The sequence below is a fragment of the Longibaculum muris genome, assembly GCF_004343035.1.
Classification (GTDB): Bacteria; Bacillota_I; Bacilli_A; order Erysipelotrichales; family Coprobacillaceae; genus Longibaculum; species Longibaculum muris.
In genome coordinates, this window is record NZ_SMCQ01000007.1 from 1 (window position 1) to 24,906 (window position 24,906).

Genomic DNA, 24,906 nt, shown 5'->3' on the forward strand with positions numbered 1-24,906 from the left:
ATAAAAAATAACTTAATGTGTTTTTTAGTTATCAAAGAAAAAAAGGACTGAGCGTCCTAAATGGTTCAAAAACCACTTAGTCGTTACAGCCCCTTTTTCTTTGTGACAATTGTCATATAAAGAGGTGAGATTTGACATAGTGATTTTATGACATTCGACAACTGGAATGAAAACGCTTTAATGATAGAATATGAGTGTCTTATAAAGGAGGGAGAAAAGTGAAATATGTTGTCTTAGTCAGTCATGGATTATTTGCTGAGGGATTATTTGATGCTTTAAAGATGTTGGCTGGAAAAAGAGATGATGTTATTGCTGTTGGGTTACATGATGGACAAAGTGCAGATGAATTTGCCCAAGTATTTAACCAGGCAATAAGTCAAGTAACAAGTGATGATGAGATTATTTTGTTGGGGGATTTAATTGGTGGTTCACCTTTAACGACGGCAATGAATGTGATTGCTGAACATCAAATGAGTCAAAAGACATTAGTCATTGGTGGTATGAATTTACCTTTAGCATTAACAACAGTGCTTATGAAAGATGCTTTTGATCAAGAGTATCTAAAGGAACAGATTTTAAATGAAGCACATGGTGCTTTAAAGGAATTTAAAGTTGTTAGTGATGATGAGGAAGATATTTAAAAGGAGGAGATAATAATGGCAGTAACTTTTATTCGTATTGATGATCGTATGATTCATGGACAAACTTGTACACGTTGGGCTAGAGAATATCCTTGTGATGGATTGATTGCTGTAAATGATAAAGCCGCAACAAATGATGTTTTAAAAGCTGCTTATAAAGCAGCAAGTGGTAAAAAAACATTTGTCTGGACATTGGATGATTTTAAGAAAAAATCAGCTAAAGTACTTGCAAGTGATACACGTTATTTCTTAATTGCTAAAAATCCTATAGACATGTGTAAGATTTTAGTTGAACAAGGATTTCAATGTGATATTGATACAGTGATTGTAGGACCTTGTAATGATCGAGAAGGGGCAATTAAATTAGGTAATAATCAATCGATTACTCAAGATGAAGCTGATGCTTTTGAGAAAATGGCAAAAGCTGGTTATAAGATTAAGTTCGCATTACTTCCTGATGTTTCTATTGGAACTTGGGATGATTTTAAAGGTAAATTTGGATACTAATAAGAGGGGAGAAAAAGTATGGAAATTAGTTGGTTACAAGCAGCATTGCTTGGATTATTTGCTTGTTTATCAAGTATGCCTGGACTTGGTGGAACTTCAGTTGGGAACTACACTTTAGGGAGACCATTAGTCGGAGGTTTAGTATGTGGAATTATTTTAGGTGATATTGCAACTGGCATTTTAGTTGGGGTAGCTATGCAAGTTGTTTATATTGCTTTAGTTACACCAGGGGGAACAGTTTCTGCTGATGTTCGTGCAGTCAGCTATATTGGGATTCCATTAGCAATGATTGCAATTAAGAGTTATGGTTTAGATGCAGCTTCAGCTGATGGGGCAGCTATGGCAACTTCATTTGGAACAATGGTTGGAACTTTAGGAACAGTTTTATTCTATGGAACAGCAACAATCAACTTGGCATGGCAACATGTTGGATGGAAAGCCGTAGAAAAAGGTGATTTTAAGAAGCTATATGTTGTTGATATGGTTTTACCTTGGATTTCTCACATTATTTGTTCATTTATTCCTACATTGATTATGTGTAAAATGGGTGCTCCTATGGTTGATATGATTAAAACATATTTACCAATGGATGGTGTTGCAATGATGACATTATTTACTGTAGGGTCTTTATTACCTTGTGTTGGGATTGCGATTTTATTAAAACAAATTGTTACAAAAGCAATTGATTTTATTCCATTTTTCTTTGGATTTACTTTAGCTGCTGCATTAGGAATCAATTTAGTGTCAGCAACAGTTATTGCTGGTATGTTTGCTTTAATTAACTATCGTATTAAAATGTTGACTGTACAAAAAAGTGCAACAGTTGATGTAGATGATGACGAGGAGGATATTTAAAATGGATAAAAAATTAAGTAAAAAGACTCTAACGAAATCATTTCATAATTGGTATTATGGAAACTTGACTTGTTTTTCACAGGAACATATGCAAACATTCGGTTATTTATGTTCAATGTTGCCAATTGTAGAGGAGTTATATCAAGATAAAGAAAGTCAATCAAAATCAATGAAAACTTATACAGCTTTCTTTAATACTGAACCACAAGTTGGATCAGTGATTGTTGGGATGACAGCAGGTTTAGAAGAAGCTAGAGCAAATGGTGCTCAAGATGTTGATGATGAAACAATTAATGGTTTACGTGCAGGGTTAATGGGACCTCTTGCAGGGATTGGAGATTCATTAGTTGTAGGAACTATTATTCCTATTTTACTTGGGGTGGCAATGGGAATGTCAACAGGTGGTTCACCACTTGGAGCAATATTCTACATTGTTGTTTGGAACTTGTTTGCTTATTTTGGAATGAAGTTCTTATATTTTAAAGGGTACGAATTAGGTGGAAAAGCTGTTGATTTCTTAGTTGGATCACAAGGTGAAGCTTTAAGAGAATCAATTACTATGTTAGGTGGTATTGTTATTGGGGCAGTTGCAGCCACATGGGTCAATGTCACAACATCATTTACTTTGATTGCTGAAGGGGCTAAAGAACCTTATTTGGAATTACAAAAAACATTAAACAGTGTTTATCCAGGATTTTTAACTGCTGCTTTTGTTATGTTATGTTGGTATTTACTAGCAAAAAAGAAAATGTCACCAATTAAAGTTATGTTATTATTAGTTGTTATTGCATTTGTTGGTGTCTTATTAGGATTCTTTAATCCAGGTTTAAAATATTAAAAAGGAGACTTATCATGGAAACTCAAATCAAACAATCATATATTAAAGAAATTCAATATCAAACACAAATGATGAATCATTTACAAAGATGGTTAAGAAATTCTATTATTTTTTCCTCAATATCCTTAGTTCTTGTTTTATTTGGACCATCTTTACATTTTGCATTAAGAATTATAGGTATCATAAGTATGATTATAAGTATTCTTGCTTGTTTTGTGATTGGACTTGGTTTGAAGAATGGTAAGGATAATATCCAAAAAATAATTGATTATATAAAATGATAAAAAATGCTTTATTTCAATTACTGGAATAAAGCGTTTTATTTATGGAGGGTAGAATATGTATCGTATTGTCTTTAGTGATATTGATGGAACATTATTAAATGAACAACATCAAATGACACCTTTAACACGTCAAGCAATTTTAGATTTACAACCAGATATTCCTTTTGTTATTGTATCAGCACGTAGTCCATCAGGAATATATCCAATTTTAAAAGAGTATCAATTTTATTGTCCAATTATTGCCTATAGTGGAGCTTTGATTTTAGATGATAAGCGAAATATCATTTATGAAAAAGCAATGAAATTAAATGATGTGAAAGCAATTATTGATTATATAGAGAAACAAAATTATGATTTAAGTTGGAACTTATATGCATATGATCAATGGTTTGTTAAAGATAAGAATGATCCTAGAATTATTCAAGAAGAACAAATTGTAAAAGCATCTTCTTTAGAAATAGATTTATTTACATGTGATATATCTTGCGTGCATAAAATCTTATGTATTTGTCATCCTCAATCATTAGAAATTATTGAAAGAGATTTAAAAGCTCAATTTCCTCATTGTACAATTATGAAATCATCTGACCATTTACTTGAAATAATGAGTGAAGGAATATCTAAAGGGAATGCAGTGGAAAGAATGTGTCAATTGTGGTCAATTGATTTAAAGGATGCTATAGCTTTTGGTGATCAATATAATGATTTGGATATGTTACAGAGAGTTGGTTATGGTTATGCAATGGGAAATGCACCTGATGAAATTAAAAAGGCAGTTGAAAGAGTGACTGATGATTGTAATCATGATGGAATTTATAAAATTTTAAAGCAACTAAAAATCAAATGATTTTCATTTGTAGATAGGTAAGCGTATAATAGGTGTAGGAGGTTTTTTAAAATGAAAAGATTATTAAATTGTACATCTAGTGAAATGGTTAATATGACCAAAGAAGAATTAAAACAATCTATTTTAGCATGTGAAGGAAGAACTGTTATGACAGAAACAGTTGTATCAATTCCACCTTTACTTGGAGATTTAACAAATGCTGAACTTGCAGTATCATTTGGTAGTGATATGGTTTTGTTAAATGTATTTGATTGTAACAATCCGCAAATTATGGGGTTACCTGAAACTGATGAACCTATTAAACTCTTAAAGAAATTAATTGGTAGACCAGTAGGATGTAATCTTGAACCAATCGATGTAGATGCAAAGATGATGGAAAGTCGTCAAGAAATAAGTAGTGGACGTCATGCAACAAAAGAAACATTTATCAAAGCAAAAGAACTTGGATTTGATTTTATTTGTTTAACAGGAAATCCTGGAACCGGAGTCAGCAATGCTTCTATTGAAAAAGCAATTCAATTAGCAAAAGAATATTTTGGTGGAATGATTATTGCTGGTAAGATGCATTCTTCTGGAATTGATGAAGAATTAGTAGATTTAGTCAGTATTGAAAGATTTATTGATGCTGGAGCAGATATTATCTTAATGCCTGCAGTTTATACTGTTCCTGGTTTATCTGAAGAAGAAGTGAGAAATGCTTGTAAGTTAATTAAATCTAAAGGGGCTTTATCATTAAGTTCAATTGGAACTTCTCAAGAAGGTAGTGATGAAGCAACCATCAGAGAAATAGCATTAGTCAATAAACGTTGTGGTATTGATATTCAACATATCGGTGATGCTGGATGGTGTGGTATTGCTTTACCAGAAAATATTATGGCATTATCTATTGCAATTAGAGGAAAACGTTGGACATATCATAAAATGGCTTCATCTATTAATCGATAATAGTTATTGTAGTTGGTAAGTGGCTACAAGTAAAAATAACTATCTCTAACTTTGTTAAATGAGATAGTTATTTTTATTTGGCTTATGACTAGTGAAATGTTAGAAGTAAGTAAAAAGAAACAGTTTTATCTGTTTCTTTTAAGGAATTGAATCAGTTATTTTTCTTCATATTTTAAGGCTTTTTGACCTTGAGCACCTGAGGAAATCCTAATAACATTTTCAACATCGTAAACAAATATTTTTCCATCCCCAGGATGTCCAGTATAAAGAACTTTTTTTGCAACATTGACAACCTTTTCAACAGGTATATCAGAGACAACAATTTCAATTTTTAATTTTGGTAATAATTGCATATTCACTTTGGCTCCACGATAATATGATGTTTGACCTCTTTGAATACCACATCCAGAGACATGGGTTGCAGTCATACCAGTAATACCAATGCCATCCATTGCACGTTTTAAGACCTCTAATTTTTCTGGTCTTGTAATAATAACAACTTTACTCAATAGTGAAGATGTTTTTTCATTTAATATAGGGGAATTTAATGGAATATCATGTGATGTTTCTAATTCATTTGATGGAAGCATATTATGACGTGGATCAAATGAAACATCCATAGCAAATCCTGCATAAGCACTTTCTAATCCATGTTCTAATTTATCCAAACCAACAATTTCTTCTTCCTCACTAACACGTAAACCAATAGTATATTTAATAATCAAAAAGACAATTGTCATTGTCACAGCTGTCCATAAGGCAACTGCACCAATACCAGTGAGTTGAGTGATGAGAAAATCAAATCCACCACCATAGAATAATCCAAGAGCTTTAGGCATTGTATCTGTTCCACAAGCAAATAACCCAACACAAATAGTTCCTAACAATCCACATCCACCATGAACAGCGACAGCACCAACGGGATCATCAATTTTTAATTTATAATCAAGTAACCATACAACAAATACAACAACCAATCCTGCTAAAATACCAATAATAGCAGCACCAAAGATATTAACAGCATCACAACCTGCTGTAATTGCAACCAAACCAGCTAATGAACCATTAAGCGTCATAGCAACATCTGGTTTTCCATATTTTATCCATGTAACTAACATAACAGTACAAGTCGCAAGTGCTGGAGCGACAGTCGTTGTAGAAAAAATGGTAGCTAATTGTAATCCATTTTTTGCTGCTGCTCCATTGAAACCATACCATCCAAACCAAAGAATGAAACAACCTAAAGCACCAATTGTTATATTGTGTCCAGGAATCCCATTTGGACTTCCATCTTTATTAAACTTTCCAATACGGGGACCTAATATTTTAGCACCAATTAAGGCAGTAATTCCACCAACCATATGAATGGCACATGATCCAGCAAAATCATGGAATCCCTTTTGTGCTAGCCAGCCACCACCCCAAATCCAATGGGCTTCAATAGGATAAACAATCAAACTAATGATAATACTGTAAATACAATAAGATACAAATTTTGTTCTTTCAGCCATTGCACCTGAAACAATTGTTGCAGCTGTTGCACAAAAGACTAAATTAAAAACAAAAGATGACCAATCTGTACCAGTAAAATTAAATAAAGGATTTTCACCCCAACCAAATAAACCTCCAACGTCAGTCCCACATAAAAATGTATAACCAACAATTAAAAATGCGACAGTCCCCAAACAAAAATCCATCAAGTTTTTCATGATGATGTTTCCCGCATTTTTAGCTCTGGTAAAACCTGCCTCTACCATTGCAAAACCAGCTTGCATAAAGAATACTAAGGCAGCACCCATCAAATACCAAATTCCAAAAACTTCATTCAAAATCTCTTGCATATTTTCTCCCTCCTAAAAACTTTATTCCTATATAAGAAAAAGGCGGATTTTAAAGTTTTCACTTTAAAAACACGCCTTTGTGCTTATATAAGTTATACATTTACAAAAAAAGCTTCTGATACAATCTGTATCAAAAGCGTCTTTGCTTATGTATGGGCATAATATAACAAAAACTTTTTAAAAAGTCAACAAAAAATTCTAAATAAAATAAACTTTTTTATTTTATTTGTAAAAAAGACAAATGGTTAATAAATAATTATTATACTAAAAAAATATTGACATCATTTGTTAAATCGCTTATGATAAAAAACATAGATATATGGGGCGCATAAAGATGAAATCAATTTCATTTCTTTATAGCGCCTTTTTATATATTTGAGGAGGGGAAAAATATGAATTATACGATTGAAGATATGAAGTTGTTTTTAAAAGAACATGATGTACAATTTATTCGTTTGGTTTTTTGTGACATTTTTGGAAATCAAAAAAATATATCTGTTAGACCATATCAAATAGAAGATATTATTGAAAATGGTTTAGTATTTCAAGGAGGATTGTCAAAAAATCAAAAGATATTATTAAAACCTGATTTGACATCACTTGATATTTTGCCTTGGCGACCACAAAGTGGTAGTGTTATACGTTTCTTTTGTCAGATTTGTGATGAGAAAGGAAATGTCTTAGAGAGTGATTTAAGAACATTACTACAAAATCAACAAGATAAAATAAAACAAAATGGTTTTGATATTAAACTACAATTAGGAACATCGTTTTATTTGTTAAAAAAAGATCAGTCACTTATTGTTCCACATGATGAAGCAGGCTATTTGGATGTTGCACCAATGGATCAAGGAGAAGATATTCGTCGTCAAATATGTTTGAATTTAGATGATATGGCAATTCAAACATCGTTATCATATCATGATTATGGACCTGGACAAAATAGTGTTGATTTAACATATCAAGATGTTTTAACAGCTTGTGATCAATTTATTACATTGAAGTGGGCTATTCAAACAAGTGCTGATTTGTATGATTTAATAGCTTCTTTTGGGGAATTTGAAGAATGGCACGAAAATGCTTTGCATATGTGCTTTTACATTCATGATGAAAAAACATGTCAAAGTTTTTATGAAGGAATCTGTAAATATAGCCAAGATATATGTAAGTTTTTAAATTTATCCAAAGAACCTTTAGATTGTGTGTTATCAAATCATTGTATTGAATTCATATCAATACGACCAACATGTCAACCTTATCTTGTGACTTATCTTTTCTTAATGGCGGGACTTTATGGTATAAAAAAAGTACAAACAAAGACTTTTATCCAAGATATTCTGTCACTAACTTTATTGGAAAGCTTAGCCAAGAAGGAGTAAGAATATGTTATCATGTCTTGTATGTACTTCAAAAAATGATCGATTTCAAGCCATAAAATCATTGATTTTCAATGTTTCTAAAAGTGAAGTGATGTGGGCTCAATATCAAGAAGATATTGCTAAAAACTTAGCCAATTCAGTAGTCGATGTTTTCATTATTGATTTACCCTATATAGGCGATCATCATGAAATGCGTTTTGTGATGTCTTTACATCAACGATATCCTGATATTTGTATGATAATACTAGTAGCACATCAATATATAGATAAAATTCAAGAACAGATTGAGGGATTAGGTATTTTGATAGTTGCCAAACCATTGCAAAGAGATATATTTAAACAATTCTTGACTTTTGTGTCTAACTACCAATGTCATATGAAAAATTATCAAATGCAACAAAAAAAGCTCCTGAAACAAATATCGGAGATGAAACAATTTTATTTAGCAAAATGTTTATTAATGGAAAATGAATATATGTCAGAGAGTATGGCTCATCATTATATTGAAAAAGAAGCAATGAATCAAAGAGTATCAAAAATAACAATAGTCAAAAATATTATCAATAAATATGGAAGGGATTGATTATCAATCCCTTTCAACTTCATTTTCATAAAGTGATGTTACATAATGACCATTAAAACATGCCATACATAAATCACATGTATGTTCTTTTTTAAAATGAATTGATTTTTTTATTCCTTCTTCAGAAATAAAATACAAAGAGTCAGCACCAATATATTGGCACAATTCATGAACATCCATTTTATGAGAGATAAGCTCGCTTTGTGTGGATGTATCTACACCATAGAAACAAGGATATTTAATTGCTGGTGAGGCAATTCTTACATGAACCTCTTTGGCACCAGCATCTTTAAGAAGTTTTACAATACGTTTAGAAGTTGTCCCTCTAACAATGGAATCATCAATCATAATAACACGCTTATTATTAACAATAGATGATACTGCTGAAAGTTTCATACGAACACCTTGACTACGTAATTCTTGAGTTGGTTGAATAAATGTACGGCCAACATATTTATTTTTAATTAATCCCATCTCATAAGGAATCCCAGCTGCTTCAGAATATCCGATGGCTGCAGAAATAGAAGAATCTGGCACTCCAATAACAATATCAGCATCTACATGAGATTCCTGATACAATTGTTTACCAGCAAGTTTTCGTGTCGTATGAACATTAATGCCATCAAGATCACTATCAGGACGAGAAAAGTAAATGTATTCCATTGCACATATTTTATCTTGAATAGGCTCATCAGTGTAAAGCATTGATAATAACTTTCCATCTTTGACTCTCACGATTTCTCCAGGTTCAATATCTCTTAAAAATTTTGCCCCAACTATATCTAATGCACATGTTTCAGAAGCAAAAACATAACCTCCATTAGGTAATTGTCCAATTGATAGAGGTCTTAAACCATATTTATCTCTCACTGCATAAAGACGATCTTCTAACATAATCAATAAAGCAAAAGCACCATCTAATCTTTGTAAAGCTTGACAAATTCTTTCAATCATTCGTCCATTTTGACGTTTAATCAAATGTCCAATCACTTCTGTATCAGAGGATGATGAAAAAATACTTCCTTGAATTTCTAATTCATATTTTAAAAGATTTGCATTGACAATATTTCCATTATGACAAATCCCTAAGTCACCTTGCATAGTTCTAAAGAGAAATGGCTGTACATTGGCAATTCCCCCACCACCAGCCGTTGAATAACGGACATGACCAATTGCCATATCCCCACTTAATGCTTGAATTTGAGAAGCGTTAAAAACTTCAGTAACAAGTCCTTCTCCCTTATGAACAGTTAATTTATGTTGATTGGAAACCAAAATTCCAGCTGCTTCTTGACCTCGATGTTGTAGGCTATGTAATCCATAATAACAAATTTGTGCAGCGTCTTTATGATTTGCAATACCAAAAACTCCACATTCTTCATGTAATTCTTTTAAATCATACATATGTTATTGTCCTCCTTATTTTTTGATTATACGTCTGGTCATCATAATAATCAATAAAAAATTATTGATATAATAATTTTTTAGCAAAAACTATTGACATTTTTCAAAAAACAGTGCATAATTCAAGGCAAGTAAGCGACAAGGGAGTCGAGACAGAAATGTTTTGACCCCTTTGTCGCTTATTTTAGTATAACAAGAAGGAGTGATTATATGAGTAAAAGTATTACAGAATTATTTGGTGAATTAGTTTTTGATGAAGATACAATGGAACAAAGATTACCAAAAGATACCTTTAGAGAATTACAAAAAACAATGAAAGAAGGGCGTTCTTTAAATATTAAAATTGCCAATGCAGTAGCGAATGCGATGAAAGATTGGGCACTTGAACATGGTGCAACTCATTATACGCATTGGTTTCAGCCAATGACTGGAGTCACTGCTGAAAAACATGATGGGTTCATTAATGTTAATGGTAAAGGAAAAGTAATTTTAGAATTTTCTGGAAAAGAATTAATTAAAGGCGAACCAGATGCTTCTTCTTTTCCAAATGGAGGCTTAAGAGCAACTTTTGAAGCACGTGGATATACAGCATGGGATCCAACATCATATGCTTTTATTAAAAATAATGTTTTATGCATTCCAACAGCTTTTTGTTCTTATTCAGGACATGCCTTAGATAAAAAAACACCATTATTAAGAAGTATGGAAGCAGTTAATAAACAAGCTTTAAGAATTTTAAAATTATTTGGAAATGAAACTGTAAAATCTGTAAAGACGACTGTTGGACCAGAGCAAGAATATTTCTTAGTTGATAAAAAATTCTATGAACAAAGAAAGGATTTAATTTATACTGGAAGAACGTTGTTTGGAGCACCTTCACCAAAAGGTCAAGAGATGGAAGATCATTATTTTGGTACTATTAAATCAAGGGTTCAAGAATTTATGAATGATTTAAATAATGAATTATGGAAATTAGGTATTTTAGCTAAAACTGAACATAATGAAGTTGCACCTGCCCAACATGAATTAGCACCTATTTTTACAACAACTAATATTGCAACTGATCATAATCAATTAACAATGGAATTAATTCAAAGAATTGCTAAGAAACATGATTTAGTAGCTTTATTACATGAAAAACCATTTGAAGGTATTAATGGAAGTGGAAAGCATAACAACTGGTCACTTTCAACAGATACAGGAATAAATCTATTAGAACCAGGTGAGACTCCACATGAAAATGCACAATTCCTATTATTTTTATGTGCAGTATTAAAAGCTGCTGATGAACATCAGGATTTATTAAGATTGTCAGTAGCAACAGCTGGAAATGATCACCGTTTGGGGGCCAATGAAGCTCCACCTGCTATTATTTCAGTGTTCTTAGGTGATGAGTTAACAGAAATCTTAGAAGCTATTGAAAATGATCAACCTTATGATGGTAAAGAAAAAGAAATTATGAAAGTTGGAGCACATGTTTTACCTAAATTTGCTAAGGATGCAACAGATCGTAATAGAACATCTCCTTTTGCTTTTACTGGAAATAAATTTGAATTCCGTATGTTGGGATCAAGTGCTTCTATTGCAGGATGTAATATTGTATTGAATACAGCCATTGCTGATGAATTAAAACAATTTGCAGATGTTTTAGAAAAAGCACCAGATTTTACTTCAGCATTACATGCTTTAATTCAAGGTACAATCAAAGAACATAAACAGATTATTTTCAATGGTAATGGATATGATGAGAGTTGGGTTGAAGAAGCCCAAAAGAGAGGATTATTGAATTTAAAGACAACACCTGATGCTTTACCTTATTTTATAAAAGAAAATAATATTGAATTGTTTAAAAGACATCATGTTTTGGATGAAGAAGAAGTGACTTCACGTTATGAAATTATGATGGAAGAATATGTCAAAGTATTAAACATTGAAGCATTAACAATGGTAGATATGGCAAAGAAAGAGATTCTACCAGCTGTGTCTCTTTATTCAAAAAGACTTGCAGAAACTTGTTTAATGAAAGAAAAATTAGTTTCTCAACAACAATGTTATGAAAAAGAGACATTAGAAAAAATGACACAATTATTAAATAAGGCATATCAAGCTTTAACTCATTTAGAAAGTATCTTAGAAACTTCAAAAACAATCAATGATTTTGAGCAATTAGCATTTTTCTACCGTGATAATCTTATTTTAGCAATGAATGATTTACGTGAACCATGTGATGAACTTGAAACAATGACTGCTCAAGATATATGGCCATTCCCTACATATGGGAAACTCTTGTTTGGAATTATCTAGAATATAAGGAGGGAATCAATGTGTGTTCTATCATGGGATATTGTGCCAAAGACGTACCGTTAGATTTATTTAATAAAGCTTTTAAAAAAACCTTATCACGAGGACCAGATGCAACAAGAGTGCTTGATATTGGGGAGGGAGTGTTAGGATTCCATAGATTATCAATTATGGGGATGAATAATCTAGGAATGCAACCATTTAAGTATCAAGAATGTTATGTTGTTTGTAATGGAGAAATTTATGGTTTTCGTAGATTAAAAAAACAATTAGAGGAAAAGGGATTTCAATTTATGGGGGATAGTGATTGTGAAATCCTCCTTCCTCTTTATTTAGAAATGGGAACAGATATGTTTTCTATTTTAGATGCTGAGTTTGCTTTAATTCTTTATGATGGAAGAACACATGAGTTTATTGCGGCTCGGGATCCTATTGGTATTCGACCATTGTTTTATGGTTATGATTGTCATCATCAAATTGTATTTGCTTCTGAGGCTAAAAACCTCGTTGACTTATGTGAGGAAGTTTTTCCGTTTCCTCCTGGTCATTATTATCAAAAAGGTGAATTTATTTGTTATAGAGATATAAGTCAAGTTGAATCTTATCATCAAGATGATTTAGAAACAACTTGTCAAAATATCCATGATTTATTGATAAAAGGAATTGAAAAAAGATTGGATGCAGATGCCCCAATTGGTTTTTTATTAAGTGGTGGATTAGATTCTTCCTTGGTTTGTGCTATAGCCAGTCGTTTTTGTAAGAAACCTATTTCAACATTTGCAATTGGAATGCAAGAAGATGCTATTGATTTAAAATATGCTAGAGAAGTCGCAGAATTTATTCATAGTCAACATACCGAAGTCATCATTACAAAAGATGATGTCATTGCCGCAATTGAGCCTGTTATTTTGACTTTAGAAACATATGATATTACGACGATTCGAGCATCTATAGGGATGTATTTGATTTGTCGTTATATTCATGAACATAGTGATGTTCGTGTTTTATTGACAGGTGAAGTTTCTGATGAATTGTTTGGTTATAAATATACTGATTTTGCGCCTAATGCTAAAGAATTTCAAAAAGAAGCACAAAAAAGAGTAAAAGAACTTTATATGTATGATGTTTTACGTGCTGATCGTTGTATAAGTGTTCATTCTATGGAAGCTAGAGTTCCTTTTGGAGATTTGGATTTTGTTGATTATGTGATGCATATTGATCCAACGTTAAAAATGAATACCTATGGAAAAGGAAAGTATTTATTGCGTCATGCTTTTGATAAAGGTTATTTGCCTCAATCTATTTTAATGCGTGAAAAGGCTGCTTTTTCAGATGCTGTTGGCCATTCTTTAAGTGATGAAATTAAAGCATATGCTGAAAAATTATATACAGATGAAGAATTTGAAAAGAAAAGAGAAAAATATTCTTTTGCGACTCCTTTTACAAAAGAGTCATTACTATATCGTGAAATATTTGAAAAATATTATCCAAATCAAGCACATATGGTTAAAGATTTTTGGATGCCAAATCCACATTGGAAAGGATGTCAAGTTAATGATCCATCAGCACGTATGCTTTCTAATTATGGGAAAAGTGGAGAATAGAAAGGATGAGAGAAATGCAAAATGGAAATCAATTAGATTATACACGAGAACATGATGCTTGTGGGATTGGTGCAGTTGTTCATATTGATGGGCATCAAGATTATAGTGTTGTTGATCAAGCATTAGCAATTGTTGAAAAACTTGAGCATCGTGCAGGTAAAGATGCCAGTGGCGAAGTTGGAGATGGGGTTGGGATTCTTTTACAAGTTTCACATCATTTCTTTTATAAAAAAGCAAAAGAGCTTGGCATTCAATTAAGCATAGCAGGTGATTATGGGGTTGGAATGTTTTTCTTCCCTCAGGATCCATTAAAACGTCATCATGCTATGAAATTATTTGAAAGAATTGCTAATAAAGAAGGGGGACAATTCTTAGGATGGCGTGAAGTTCCTTGTCAAAAAGAGATTTTAGGAAAGAAAGCAAACGAATGTATGCCATCTATTTACCAATGTTTTATTGAAAAACCAAAAACATGTCAACAAGGCTTGCCATTTGAAAGGTTATTGTATGTTATAAGACGTGAATTTGAAAAATCATGTCCTGAAACTTATATCTCATCATTATCTTCACAAACTATTGTTTATAAAGGGATGTTTTTAGTTGATCAATTACGTTTGTTCTATAATGATTTACAAGATCAAGATTATCATAGTGCTATTGCTTTAGTTCATTCACGTTTTTCAACCAATACAACTCCTAGTTGGCAAAGAGCTCATCCTAATCGTTTTATTGCTCATAATGGTGAAATCAATACAATCAAAGGGAATGTGGATCGTATGCTGGCTAGAGAAGAAACATTGCATTCAACATATTTTCAAAAAGATCTATCAAAAATTTTCCCTATTGTAGATACGCAAGGTTCAGATTCAGCAATGCTGGATAATACTCTAGAATTTTTGTATATGAATGGGATGGATATTGCAAAAGCCTTGTTAATGTTGATACCAGAACCTTGGAAAAATCAAGCAATGCCTCAAAATAAGAAAGATTTTTATCACTATTATGCAACAATGATGGAACCTTGGGATGGACCAGCTGCTATTCTTTTTTCTGATGGTATTAAAATGGGAGCATTACTTGATCGTAATGGTTTAAGACCAGCACGTTATTATCTCTTAGATGATCAAACTTTAATACTTTCTTCTGAAGTTGGTGTTTTGGATATAGATGAAACTCATATCATTAAAAAGGCAAGACTTGAACCAGGAAAAATATTACTTGTAGATACTCAAAAACAAGAGTTAATTGAGGATAATCAATGTAAAATGGACTTTGCCAATGAACATTCTTATGGAGAATGGTTAAATTATTATGTGATGCATCTTTCTGATTTACCTGCACCAGATAAAAAAATACGTATTCATAGCCAAAAACAAAGAGATGTGCTATATAAAACATTTGGTTATACATATGAAGATGTGAAAGATCAAATTTTACCAATGGCACAAAATAATGTTGAACCTATTGCATCTATGGGAACGGATATTCCTTTAGCATTAATGAGTCATACACATCCATCATTATTTCATTATTTTAAACAACAATTCGCCCAAGTCACAAATCCACCTATTGATTCATTAAGAGAAGAAGTGGTTGTTGATACAACTGTATATTTGGGTTCACATGGAAATCTTTTGGTTGATCAGCCACAGAATTGTAGAGTTATAGAGATAAATAACCCAATTTTAGATGGTCGTGATATTGAAAAATTAAAATCAATTGATAAACCTGGTTTTAAAAGTCATGTGATTTCTTTGTTGTTTTATAAAGGAACATCTTTAAAAGAAGCTATTGATCATTTATGTTTAGAGGTTGATAAGGCAATTTATCAAGGGGTTAATATTTTGATTTTATCTGATCGAGGAATTGATGAAAATCATTTAATTATTCCTTCTTTATTAGCTGTTTCAGCACTAGAGAGTCATTTGGTTAAAACCAAAAAGAGAACAGCTGTTTCTCTTGTTTTAGAGAGTGGAGAACCAAGAGATGTTCATCAATTTGCTTGTTTATTAGGTTTTGGAGCAAGTGCTATTTATCCTTATTTGGCTCATGAATGTATTATGGAAATGATTTCCTTAGATATGCTTGATAAAGAAGAAAACAGAGCAATTGAAAGTTATAACCATGCGATTTTAAAGGGGGTTGTAAAAATTGCTGCAAAGATGGGAATTTCAACTTTACAATCTTATCAATCAGCTCAAATTTTTGAAACCATTGGTTTGAGTAAAGAATTTATGAGTGAATATTTTCCACATACAACTTATCATATTGGAAAATTAGGAATTGAAGATATTGAAAAAGATGTCCGTTATCATCATGATCATGCATTTGATTTATTAGGATTAAAATTAGATACATCATTAGATAGTCTTGGATTTCATAAATTTAGACGAGGAGAGCAGAAAGAAAAACATTTATATACACCAGAAACAATCATTTTATTACAAAAAGCAACTCAAACAGGCAACTATGCATTATTTAAACAATATACAAAACAACTTATCAAAGAACAGACATTTTCTATTCGTCATCTGTTATCTTTTGATACAAGTCAGTGTACACCTATTTCTATAGATGAAGTGGAAAGTGTTGAAAGTATTGTTAAACGTTTTAAAACAGGGGCTATGTCTTATGGGTCTATTTCTAAAGAAGCACATGAATGTCTTGCTATTGCAATGAATAGATTAGGTGGAAAGTCAAATTCTGGTGAAGGTGGAGAAGATAGAGAACGTTTATATAGTGAGGCTAATAGTGCAATTAAACAAGTCGCAAGTGGGCGTTTTGGAGTGACAAGTGAATATTTGGTGAGTGCAAAAGAAATTCAAATTAAAATGGCTCAAGGTGCTAAACCTGGTGAAGGAGGTCATTTACCTGGTGGGAAAGTATATCCTTGGATTGCCAAGACACGTTATTCAACACCAGGAGTCACTTTGATTTCTCCACCACCACATCATGATATTTATTCAATTGAAGATTTAGCTCAATTAATATATGATCTTAAAAATGCTAATGATCAGGCTCGTATTAGCGTAAAACTTGTTTCTGAATCTGGAGTAGGAACAATAGCATCTGGTGTTGCGAAGGCTGGTGCCGATGTCATTTTGATTTCTGGTTATGATGGAGGAACAGGAGCAGCCCCTCAAAGCTCAATTCATCACGCTGGTTTGCCTTGGGAACTTGGTCTAATAGAAGCTCATCAGAATCTTATTGAAAATGGTTTACGTTCACAAGTTGTCTTGGAGACGGATGGAAAATTGATGAGTGGAAAAGATGTTGCTATTGCAGCTTTGTTAGGAGCTGAAGAATTTGGTTTTGCGACTGCACCACTTGTAAGTTTAGGCTGTATGATGATGCGAGTTTGTCATTTAGATACGTGTCCAGCAGGAATTGCAACACAAAATGAATGTTTAAGAAAACGTTTCAAAGGAAAGCCAGAGTATGTTATGAATTTTATGCGTTTTGTTGCGATGGAATTACGTGAAATTATGGCTGAATTAGGCTTTAAAACAGTGAATGAAATGGTTGGACAAAGACAATGTTTAAAAATCAATGAAAATTTACAAGACCATCAAATGATTGAGTTAGATAAACTCTTTTCTCCTTGTTCTTTAAATGTTTATCATCAATCAAATATTCATTCAATTCCACAAAATCAAACCCTTGATAAGAGTGTTTTATTGCCACATTTTTTACCTTACTTTAAGAAATATTTACCGCATCAAGAAACGATTTCTATTTCAAGTTTAAACCGTAGTGTAGGAACTTTATTAGGTAGTGAAATGACACGTATGTTTAAAGGACAAATTCAAGATGATATGTATCAAGTTCATTGTTATGGTGGAGCCGGGCAATCTTTTGGAGCATTTGTGCCTAAAGGACTGACTATGACTATAGAAGGTGATGCAAATGATTATTTTGGTAAAGGATTGTCAGGTGGGAAACTTGCGATTTTCCCTTGTAAACAGGCAAATTATACTGCCAAAGATAATGTCATTATAGGGAATGTTGCACTTTATGGTGCAACTTCTGGAGAAGCTTATATCTGTGGTCAAGCAGGTGAACGTTTTGCTGTACGTAATTCAGGGGTGATTGCTGTTGTTGAAGGTTGTGGAGATCATGGATTGGAATATATGACTGGTGGAAAAGTTTTAGTATTAGGAAAAACTGGAAAAAACTTTGCAGCTGGAATGAGTGGTGGAATTGCGTATGTTTTAGATGAAGATCATGATCTTTATTTACGCTTAAATGATGAACTTGTAATGATGAGTGAATTAAATGATATAAGTGATCAAGAAGATGTCAAAAATTTATTAAAAAAACATATAAAAGCAACATCATCAAAATTAGCAAGAGATATTTTAGATGATTTTGATAATAAAAAGAAACATTTTAAAAAGGTGATTCCAATTGACTATGCTCATATATTAGAACTTGTTGAGATGGAACAAAAACAAGGATATCAACAAGATGAAGCAGCTTTACGTGCATTTTTAAAGGTTCATAAAGGAGGATAAAAGAATGGGACAAAAAGATGGTTTTTTAAGATATCAAAGACAAGATAATGAAGTCATTGAACCAAAACAACGCATTAAGAATTTTCATGAATTTCATCATCCTTTAGATTCTCAACAAAGACGTATTCAAGGAGCACGTTGTATGAATTGTGGGGTTCCTTTTTGCCAGGCAGCAATTGAAATAGAAGGTAAAATAACCGGATGTCCTTTGCATAATTTAGTTCCTGAATGGAATGATGAGATATATCATGGACATGATGCTCATGCTCTTTCAAGATTATTAAAGACAAATCCTTTTCCCGAGTTGACAGGACGTGTGTGTCCTGCATTATGCGAAAAAGCATGTATCTGTGGATTGCATGACGAACCAGTAACGATTAAAGATAATGAACTATTCATTATTGAAAAAGCTTTTCAAGAGCAAATGATGAAACCTATCAAACCCACGGTTTTAACGGATAAGAAAGTTGCTGTAGTAGGAAGTGGTCCAGCAGGATTATGTGTAGCTTATAAATTGAATCAAAGGGGACATCAAGTAACTGTTTATGAAAAAGAAGATCGTGTAGGGGGATTACTGATGTATGGCATACCTTCGATGAAATTAGAAAAGTCAATTATCATGCGTCGAGTAAAGATGATGGAAGAAGAAGGAGTTGTTTTTAAAACAAATGTTGAAGTAGGCCGAGATATAACCAAAGAACAATTATTACAACAATATGATGCTGTTGTTCTATGCTGTGGAAGTCAAAAAGCACGAGATTTAAAAGTTAAAGGACGTCAAAGTCAAGGAATTTATTTTGCTGTTGACTTTTTAAAAGCTGTCACTAAAAATGAATTGGATCAAAAGCCATGTCCATCAGCTCAAGGGAAAAATGTTGTTATTGTTGGTGGTGGTGATACGGGTAATGATTGTGTTGCGACTTGTATTCGTCAAGGTTGTACTTCAGTAACACAAATTGAAATGATGAGTGCTCCACCAACTGTTAATCAAAAACCTTGGCCACAATGGCCTAATGTTTTAAAGGTAGACTATGGACAAGAAGAAAGCCTTGAAGTTTTTCATCAAGATCCTCGCGTTTACAATACCATTATTAAAGAGTGTTTGCACGATAATGGAAAATTAGTAGGAGTGAAAACATCTAAGGGAAGTTTTGTTAATGGAAAATGGCAAGAAAAACCAGCAAGTGAAAAGTATTTAAAAGCAGATTTGTTATTGATAGCTGTTGGATTTGAAGGTGTTTTAGATGGGATTCAAGAAGCATTTGATTTAGAACTTACATCACATCATACAGTTAAAACATTACCACATCATTATCAAATTAAAAATTCTCAATTCTTTACTGCTGGAGATATGCATAGAGGTCAATCGCTAGTTGTTTGGGCCATTCAGGAAGGTTTGGAATGTGCAAAAGAAGTTGATTATTATTTAATGGGATATAGTTATATGAATGAGTAGTGATAAAATTATATTGAAATAATAAAAAATTATTAATTTTATCTTGAAATAATGATAAAATTTGTTTATACTGATAAAAAAATAAAAGAAAGGATTGATGAATATGATAGTTGTGAATAAAACACATACAACAAGAATCTTATTTTCATATCTTTTCTATTCTCAAAAAACATATCATGATGATATGTTTTTTTCTAAATGAAAGGGGAAACTATGAAAGCTTATTTAATATTAGAAGATGGTCATATTTTTGAAGGAGAAAGTTTTGGTTCAACAAAGGAAGTTATTTGTGAATTTGTGTTTAATACTTCAATGACAGGCTATGTAGAAGTTTTAACAGATCCTTCTTATGCTGGACAGGGTGTTGTTATGACATATCCATTAATAGGAAATTATGGAGTTTGTTTAGATGATCAAGAATCTTCTCAACCACATGTTGAAGGCTTTGTTGTGAACGAATTGTCAAGAAAAGGAAGTCACTTTAGGAAACATATGGAATTAGAAGATTATCTTATTGAAAATGATATACCTGGTATTCAAGGAATTGATACGAGATATCTTACTAAATTGATAAGAGATAAAGGTTGTATGAATGGTATGATAACGACAACTTATTATGATGATAGAAATAAAGTTTTAGAAAAAATAAAAGATTATAGAGTTAAGGGTGTTGTAGAGGAAACAACTTGTCAAAAAGCTTATACTTTAGGGAATGGTAAAATAAGAGTTGCTTTATATGACTTTGGTGCTAAGAAAAATATTGTTATGGAATTGGTTAAAAGGGGATGTTGTGTGACAGTATATCCTGCTTGGACTTTGGCAGAGGATATATTAAAGGAAAACTATGATGGAGTTATGTTATCAAATGGTCCAGGTGACCCAAAAGAATGTCAAGCGATTATTCAACAGATAAGAATCTTAAAAGAGAGTCATATTCCTATATTTGCAATATGTTTAGGACATCAATTGATGGCTTTAGCTCATGGCTTTGAAACTGAAAAATTAAAATATGGACACCATGGAGCTAATCATCCTGTCAAAGATATGAATACAAAAAGAGTATATATATCTACTCAAAATCACAATTATGTTGTGAAAAACATAGATAAAAAGATTGCTAAAACATGGTTTTTAAATGTTAATGATAACACAATTGAAGGAATTGAATATTTAAAAGAGAATATCAAAACTGTACAGTTCCATCCGGAAGCATGTGCAGGACCTACAGACACTGGATATTTATTTGATGAATTTATAGAAATGATGGGAGGTAATCAAAATGCCTAAAAACAAAAATATTAAAAAAGTTTTAGTGATTGGTTCAGGTCCAATTATTATTGGACAGGCTGCCGAATTTGATTATGCTGGAACGCAAGCTTGTCGAGCTTTAAAGGAAGAAGGAGTTGAAGTCGTTTTAATCAACTCGAATCCTGCAACAATCATGACTGATAAAGATATTGCTGATAAAGTTTACATTGAGCCACTAACAGTTCCAGTTGTTAAACATTTAATTGAAGTGGAGAAACCAGATAGTTTACTGCCTACTTTAGGAGGTCAAAATGCCTTAAATATAGCAATGGCATTGACAGATGAAGGTTTTTTAGAAAAGCATCACGTTCAAACAATAGGAACATCTACAAAGTCAATAAAACTTGCTGAAGATCGCTTGGAATTTAAAAAAATATTGGAAAGTATTCATGAACCATGTGCTCCTTCCATTGTGGTTAATCATGTAGATGATGCTTTAGAATTTGCGCGAAATATTGGTTATCCAGTTGTAGTGAGACCGGCATATACATTAGGTGGAACAGGTGGAGGAATTGCGCATAATGAAACTGAACTTCATGATATTTGTTCAAATGGTTTAAGACTTTCACGTGTCAATCAATGTCTAATTGAAAAATGTATTGCGGGATGGAAGGAAATTGAATATGAAGTTATGCGTGATAGTGCTGGCAATTGTATTACGGTTTGTAATATGGAAAATGTTGACCCAGTAGGTGTTCATACAGGTGATAGTATTGTTGTTGCACCAAGTCAAACTTTAAGCGATAAAGAATATCAGATGTTAAGAAGTTCAGCATTCAATATTATTCAGGCATTAGATATCCAAGGTGGATGTAATGTACAGTATGCATTAAATCCAAATAGTTTTGAATATTGTGTTATTGAAGTAAATCCACGTGTATCTCGTTCTTCTGCTTTAGCTTCTAAAGCTACAGGTTATCCTATTGCTAAATTAGCTGCGAAAATTGCTTTAGGATATCATTTAGATGAAATTAAAAATGCCGTGACTGGAAAAACATTTGCATCTTATGAACCAACTTTAGATTACATTGTTTGTAAGATTCCTAAATGGCCTTTTGATAAGTTTGTTGGAGCTTCTCATGAATTAGGAACACAAATGAAAGCTACAGGAGAAGTCATGAGTATTTCCCAGTGCTTTGAGGGAGCTTTAATGAAAGCAATTCGTTCACTTGAACTAAAGATTCTTGATTTACATATTCCTGTATTGGAAAATATGTCAAAAGATGAATTAAAGAAAAGATTGGAAGTTATTGATGATCAAAGAATCTTTGTGATTTCTGAAAGTTTAAGGAAAGGAATCAGTGAGGAAGATATTCATCAATTGACAAAGATTGATATGTGGTTTATTGATAAAATTAAACATCTTATAGAAGTTGAACAACAGTTAAAATCAGAAGAATTAACAGTTGATTTATTAAAACAAGCAAAACGTTTAGAATTTCCTGATGAAGTGATTGCTAAATATAGTGGACAAAGTGAGGAAACAATCCAAAAAATGCGAAAAAGTCATCAAATTGTTGCTGTTTATAAAACTGTAGATACTTGTGCTGCAGAATTTGATGCTTCTACACCTTATTATTATTCTATCTATGGGGGTCATAATGAAGTTGATTTTCATTCTCAGCGAAAAAAGATTATGGTTTTAGGTTCAGGACCAATTCGTATTGGACAAGGAATTGAATTTGATTATTGTTCTGTTCATTGTGTTTGGGCCTTAAAAAAGGCTGGATATGAAACAATCATTGTGAATAATAATCCAGAAACTGTTTCTACAGATTTTGATATTGCTGATCGCCTTTATTTTGAACCATTGACTAAAGAAGATGTAGCAAGTATTGTGGAAAGAGAAAAGCCAGATGGAGCTATTGTTCAATTTGGTGGACAAACAGCGATTCAATTAACACAAGCTTTAATGAAAATGGGGGTTAAGATTTTAGGAACATCGGCAGATAATGTGGATGCGGCTGAAGATCGTGAAAGGTTTGATGATATTTTAGAAAAATGCCATATTGACAGACCAAAAGGTTCAACTGTCTTTACTGTAGAAGAAGCAATTGAGACTGCTCAAAAATTGGGCTATCCAGTTTTAATTAGACCTTCTTATGTTTTAGGAGGAGCTGGTATGGAAATTGCATTAAATGATGGAGATGTGAAAACATTTATGGATATTATAAATTGTCAATATCAAGAACATCCAATTTTAATAGATAAATATTTGGCCGGTAAAGAAGTAGAAGTTGATGCGATTTGTGATGAAAATGGTGTTTTGATTCCTGGAATTATGGAACATATTGAACGTGCTGGAGTTCATAGTGGAGATAGTATTTCTGTATATCCAACACAAAAAATTAAACCAGCAATCAAAGATGTAATCGTTGATTATACACAAAGATTAGCTAAAGCATTGCATGTAATCGGATTGATTAATATTCAATTTATTGTCTATGAAGAACATGTGTATGTTATTGAAGTAAATCCACGATCATCACGTACAGTTCCATATATTTCTAAGGTAACAGATATTCCGGTAGTAGATATTGCTACTAATGTTATTATGGGAAAATCAATTCAACAACAAGGTTATCATTATGGATTGGTACCAGAAAAGAATATAGTTGCAGTCAAAATGCCAGTTTTCTCTTTTGAAAAAATTAAAGGAGCAGAAATTAGTCTTGGACCTGAAATGAAATCAACAGGGGAAGTCTTAGGAATTGCAACTACTTTTGATGAAGCCATACATAAAGCCTTTATAGCAACTGGAATTCAATTACCAAAGAAAAAGAATATTATTTGTACAATTAAAGATAGTGCTAAAGAAGAATTCTTACCTATCGCAAAGCAATATGAGGCATTTGGATATACTTTGTATGCTACATTAGGAACATATGAATACTTAAAGGCACATAATATTGATGTTCATCTTATCAATAGAATTAATGAAAAGTCTAATACATTATTTGATTTGATGTTAAGTGACACTGTTGATCTGGTAATTGATATTCCTACTAGAAATAATAATTTAAAGGATGGCTTTTTAATACGTAGATTTGCTGTTGAAGCAGGAATTCCTATTTATACATCATTAGATACAGCTCAAGCATTAATTAATTGTTTAGAAAAAAGCCACCAAGAAAATTTATCTTTAATTGATGTGGCACAATTATAGTTTCATCTATGAATAGGTAAAAGATGTTTGCTTAAAGTATATTGACAATCGTTTTTTTATAACATATAATGTAACTGAAAAAAGGAACAGCCGATAAGCGGTTATGCCTTGGATTTGTTAAGTAGAAATAACTACCTTACTTTACCAGAGCAGGGGTAGTTATTTTTTTGCTTTCAATTCCTTATCTATGATGATAAGAAGCAATTTAACAATTAAACTTAATAGTGCTATGATAAATGTCAGCAATGCCAACATCATCATAACAGCTTCATAAGTATTCATGTTAATCACCTCCGTTTTTCATATTTCCAAATCATTGGATATCTATGTCAACGAAGGTTATGTACCTTCAATCTTACGACCTCACACTTTACCAGAGACAGAGGTCGTTATTTTTTTAGATTTATTTGCAGTGAAAAAGGATTGGTGGCAT

18 protein-coding genes are annotated in these 24,906 nt (G+C 32.2%); 15 read left to right on the plus strand and 3 right to left on the minus strand.

Going from position 1 to position 24,906, the window contains the following annotated elements:
- The first annotated feature begins 218 nt into the window (after positions 1–218).
- The 7 genes from EDD60_RS06505 to EDD60_RS06535 are packed head-to-tail and all read left to right on the plus strand — an operon-like array spanning position 219 to position 4,917.
- Positions 219–641 carry a PTS sugar transporter subunit IIA gene (locus EDD60_RS06505; RefSeq protein ID WP_066448459.1) on the plus strand — a complete coding sequence of 141 codons (423 nt, stop codon included), beginning with the start codon at positions 219–221 and terminating at the stop codon, positions 639–641.
- Between the two features lie 15 nt (positions 642–656).
- The gene (locus tag EDD60_RS06510; protein ID WP_066448456.1) at positions 657–1,148 is read left to right on the plus strand and encodes a PTS system mannose/fructose/N-acetylgalactosamine-transporter subunit IIB; all 492 of its coding nucleotides are present in this window, start codon (positions 657–659) and stop codon (positions 1,146–1,148) included.
- Positions 1,149–1,166: 18 nt separating this feature from the next.
- A complete protein-coding gene (locus EDD60_RS06515; protein ID WP_066448454.1) occupies positions 1,167–2,003 on the plus strand; it encodes a PTS mannose/fructose/sorbose/N-acetylgalactosamine transporter subunit IIC in 837 nt (278 codons plus the stop codon).
- Between the two features lies 1 nt (position 2,004).
- Positions 2,005–2,841 (plus strand): PTS system mannose/fructose/sorbose family transporter subunit IID, encoded by an 837-nt coding sequence (locus EDD60_RS06520; protein WP_066448453.1) that lies wholly within the window; start codon positions 2,005–2,007, stop codon positions 2,839–2,841.
- A 14-nt stretch (positions 2,842–2,855) separates the two neighbouring features.
- Complete coding sequence (locus tag EDD60_RS06525; RefSeq protein WP_066448444.1) at positions 2,856–3,122, plus strand: hypothetical protein; 267 nt, start codon at positions 2,856–2,858, stop codon at positions 3,120–3,122.
- Positions 3,123–3,180: 58 nt separating this feature from the next.
- Positions 3,181–3,972: a Cof-type HAD-IIB family hydrolase gene (locus EDD60_RS06530; protein ID WP_066448441.1), complete on the plus strand. Its 792-nt coding sequence runs from the start codon at positions 3,181–3,183 to the stop codon at positions 3,970–3,972.
- 51 nt (positions 3,973–4,023) lie between these two features.
- Positions 4,024–4,917 carry a DUF7916 family protein gene (locus EDD60_RS06535; RefSeq protein WP_066448438.1) on the plus strand — a complete coding sequence of 298 codons (894 nt, stop codon included), beginning with the start codon at positions 4,024–4,026 and terminating at the stop codon, positions 4,915–4,917.
- A 155-nt stretch (positions 4,918–5,072) separates the two neighbouring features.
- On the opposite strand, the gene EDD60_RS16580 is transcribed toward EDD60_RS06535, so the two are convergent.
- The gene (locus tag EDD60_RS16580) at positions 5,073–6,758 is read right to left on the minus strand and encodes an ammonium transporter (RefSeq protein ID WP_066448436.1); all 1,686 of its coding nucleotides are present in this window, start codon (positions 6,756–6,758) and stop codon (positions 5,073–5,075) included.
- A gap of 392 nt (positions 6,759–7,150) precedes the next feature.
- Here EDD60_RS16580 and EDD60_RS06545 point away from each other — a divergent pair, with 392 nt between their 5' ends.
- Both EDD60_RS06545 and EDD60_RS06550 read left to right on the plus strand, forming a co-directional pair.
- Positions 7,151–8,137 carry a glutamine synthetase beta-grasp domain-containing protein gene (locus tag EDD60_RS06545; RefSeq protein ID WP_066448434.1) on the plus strand — a complete coding sequence of 329 codons (987 nt, stop codon included), beginning with the start codon at positions 7,151–7,153 and terminating at the stop codon, positions 8,135–8,137.
- A gap of 4 nt (positions 8,138–8,141) precedes the next feature.
- Positions 8,142–8,720: an ANTAR domain-containing protein gene (locus EDD60_RS06550; RefSeq protein ID WP_066448427.1), complete on the plus strand. Its 579-nt coding sequence runs from the start codon at positions 8,142–8,144 to the stop codon at positions 8,718–8,720.
- Between the two features lie 3 nt (positions 8,721–8,723).
- Here EDD60_RS06550 and purF read toward each other — a convergent pair whose 3' ends face one another.
- Positions 8,724–10,124 carry an amidophosphoribosyltransferase gene (gene purF, locus EDD60_RS06555; RefSeq protein ID WP_066448424.1) on the minus strand — a complete coding sequence of 467 codons (1,401 nt, stop codon included), beginning with the start codon at positions 10,122–10,124 and terminating at the stop codon, positions 8,724–8,726.
- 210 nt (positions 10,125–10,334) lie between these two features.
- On the opposite strand from purF, the gene EDD60_RS06560 reads away from it, so the two are divergent.
- The 6 genes from EDD60_RS06560 to carB all read left to right on the plus strand — a co-directional run bounded on the left by EDD60_RS06560 (position 10,335) and on the right by carB (position 24,473).
- Positions 10,335–12,428, plus strand: coding sequence for a glutamine synthetase III family protein (locus EDD60_RS06560; RefSeq protein WP_066448421.1), 2,094 nt, complete (start codon positions 10,335–10,337; stop codon positions 12,426–12,428).
- A gap of 20 nt (positions 12,429–12,448) precedes the next feature.
- Positions 12,449–14,029, plus strand: a complete 1,581-nt coding sequence (gene asnB, locus EDD60_RS06565; protein WP_066448418.1) for an asparagine synthase B — start codon at positions 12,449–12,451, stop codon at positions 14,027–14,029.
- A 5-nt stretch (positions 14,030–14,034) separates the two neighbouring features.
- On the plus strand, positions 14,035–18,543 hold the full coding sequence (gene gltB, locus EDD60_RS06570; protein ID WP_207905300.1) for a glutamate synthase large subunit: 4,509 nt from the start codon (positions 14,035–14,037) through the stop codon (positions 18,541–18,543).
- A gap of 4 nt (positions 18,544–18,547) precedes the next feature.
- A complete protein-coding gene (locus EDD60_RS06575) occupies positions 18,548–19,999 on the plus strand; it encodes a glutamate synthase subunit beta (RefSeq protein ID WP_066448416.1) in 1,452 nt (483 codons plus the stop codon).
- 213 nt (positions 20,000–20,212) lie between these two features.
- On the plus strand, positions 20,213–21,286 hold the full coding sequence (locus EDD60_RS06580; protein WP_066448414.1) for a carbamoyl phosphate synthase small subunit: 1,074 nt from the start codon (positions 20,213–20,215) through the stop codon (positions 21,284–21,286).
- Positions 21,279–24,473, plus strand: coding sequence for a carbamoyl-phosphate synthase large subunit (carB, locus tag EDD60_RS06585; protein WP_066448411.1), 3,195 nt, complete (start codon positions 21,279–21,281; stop codon positions 24,471–24,473). The genes EDD60_RS06580 and carB overlap by 8 nt, the downstream gene beginning before the upstream one ends.
- Positions 24,474–24,632: 159 nt before the next feature.
- Here the strand turns inward: carB and EDD60_RS16420 are convergent, their stop codons facing one another.
- Positions 24,633–24,755, minus strand: coding sequence for a putative holin-like toxin (locus EDD60_RS16420; RefSeq protein WP_229105281.1), 123 nt, complete (start codon positions 24,753–24,755; stop codon positions 24,633–24,635).
- Positions 24,756–24,906 lie beyond the last annotated feature (151 nt).

Bases quoted from the DNA above. Each gene is read 5' to 3' on its own strand.
- EDD60_RS06545 (WP_066448434.1), top strand. From the start codon at position 7,151: ATGAATTATACGATTGAAGATATGAAGTTGTTTTTAAAAGAACATGAT.
- EDD60_RS06510 (WP_066448456.1), top strand. From the start codon at position 657: ATGGCAGTAACTTTTATTCGTATTGATGATCGTATGATTCATGGACAA.
- carB (WP_066448411.1), top strand. From the start codon at position 21,279: ATGCCTAAAAACAAAAATATTAAAAAAGTTTTAGTGATTGGTTCAGGT.
- EDD60_RS06530 (WP_066448441.1), top strand. From the start codon at position 3,181: ATGTATCGTATTGTCTTTAGTGATATTGATGGAACATTATTAAATGAA.
- purF (WP_066448424.1), bottom strand. From the start codon at position 10,124: ATGTATGATTTAAAAGAATTACATGAAGAATGTGGAGTTTTTGGTATT.
- EDD60_RS06550 (WP_066448427.1), top strand. From the start codon at position 8,142: ATGTTATCATGTCTTGTATGTACTTCAAAAAATGATCGATTTCAAGCC.
- EDD60_RS06560 (WP_066448421.1), top strand. From the start codon at position 10,335: ATGAGTAAAAGTATTACAGAATTATTTGGTGAATTAGTTTTTGATGAA.
- EDD60_RS06515 (WP_066448454.1), top strand. From the start codon at position 1,167: ATGGAAATTAGTTGGTTACAAGCAGCATTGCTTGGATTATTTGCTTGT.
- EDD60_RS06525 (WP_066448444.1), top strand. From the start codon at position 2,856: ATGGAAACTCAAATCAAACAATCATATATTAAAGAAATTCAATATCAA.
- EDD60_RS06580 (WP_066448414.1), top strand. From the start codon at position 20,213: ATGAAAGCTTATTTAATATTAGAAGATGGTCATATTTTTGAAGGAGAA.
- EDD60_RS06520 (WP_066448453.1), top strand. From the start codon at position 2,005: ATGGATAAAAAATTAAGTAAAAAGACTCTAACGAAATCATTTCATAAT.
- EDD60_RS06535 (WP_066448438.1), top strand. From the start codon at position 4,024: ATGAAAAGATTATTAAATTGTACATCTAGTGAAATGGTTAATATGACC.
- EDD60_RS06575 (WP_066448416.1), top strand. From the start codon at position 18,548: ATGGGACAAAAAGATGGTTTTTTAAGATATCAAAGACAAGATAATGAA.
- EDD60_RS16580 (WP_066448436.1), bottom strand. From the start codon at position 6,758: ATGCAAGAGATTTTGAATGAAGTTTTTGGAATTTGGTATTTGATGGGT.
- gltB (WP_207905300.1), top strand. From the start codon at position 14,035: ATGAGAGAAATGCAAAATGGAAATCAATTAGATTATACACGAGAACAT.
- EDD60_RS16420 (WP_229105281.1), bottom strand. From the start codon at position 24,755: ATGAATACTTATGAAGCTGTTATGATGATGTTGGCATTGCTGACATTT.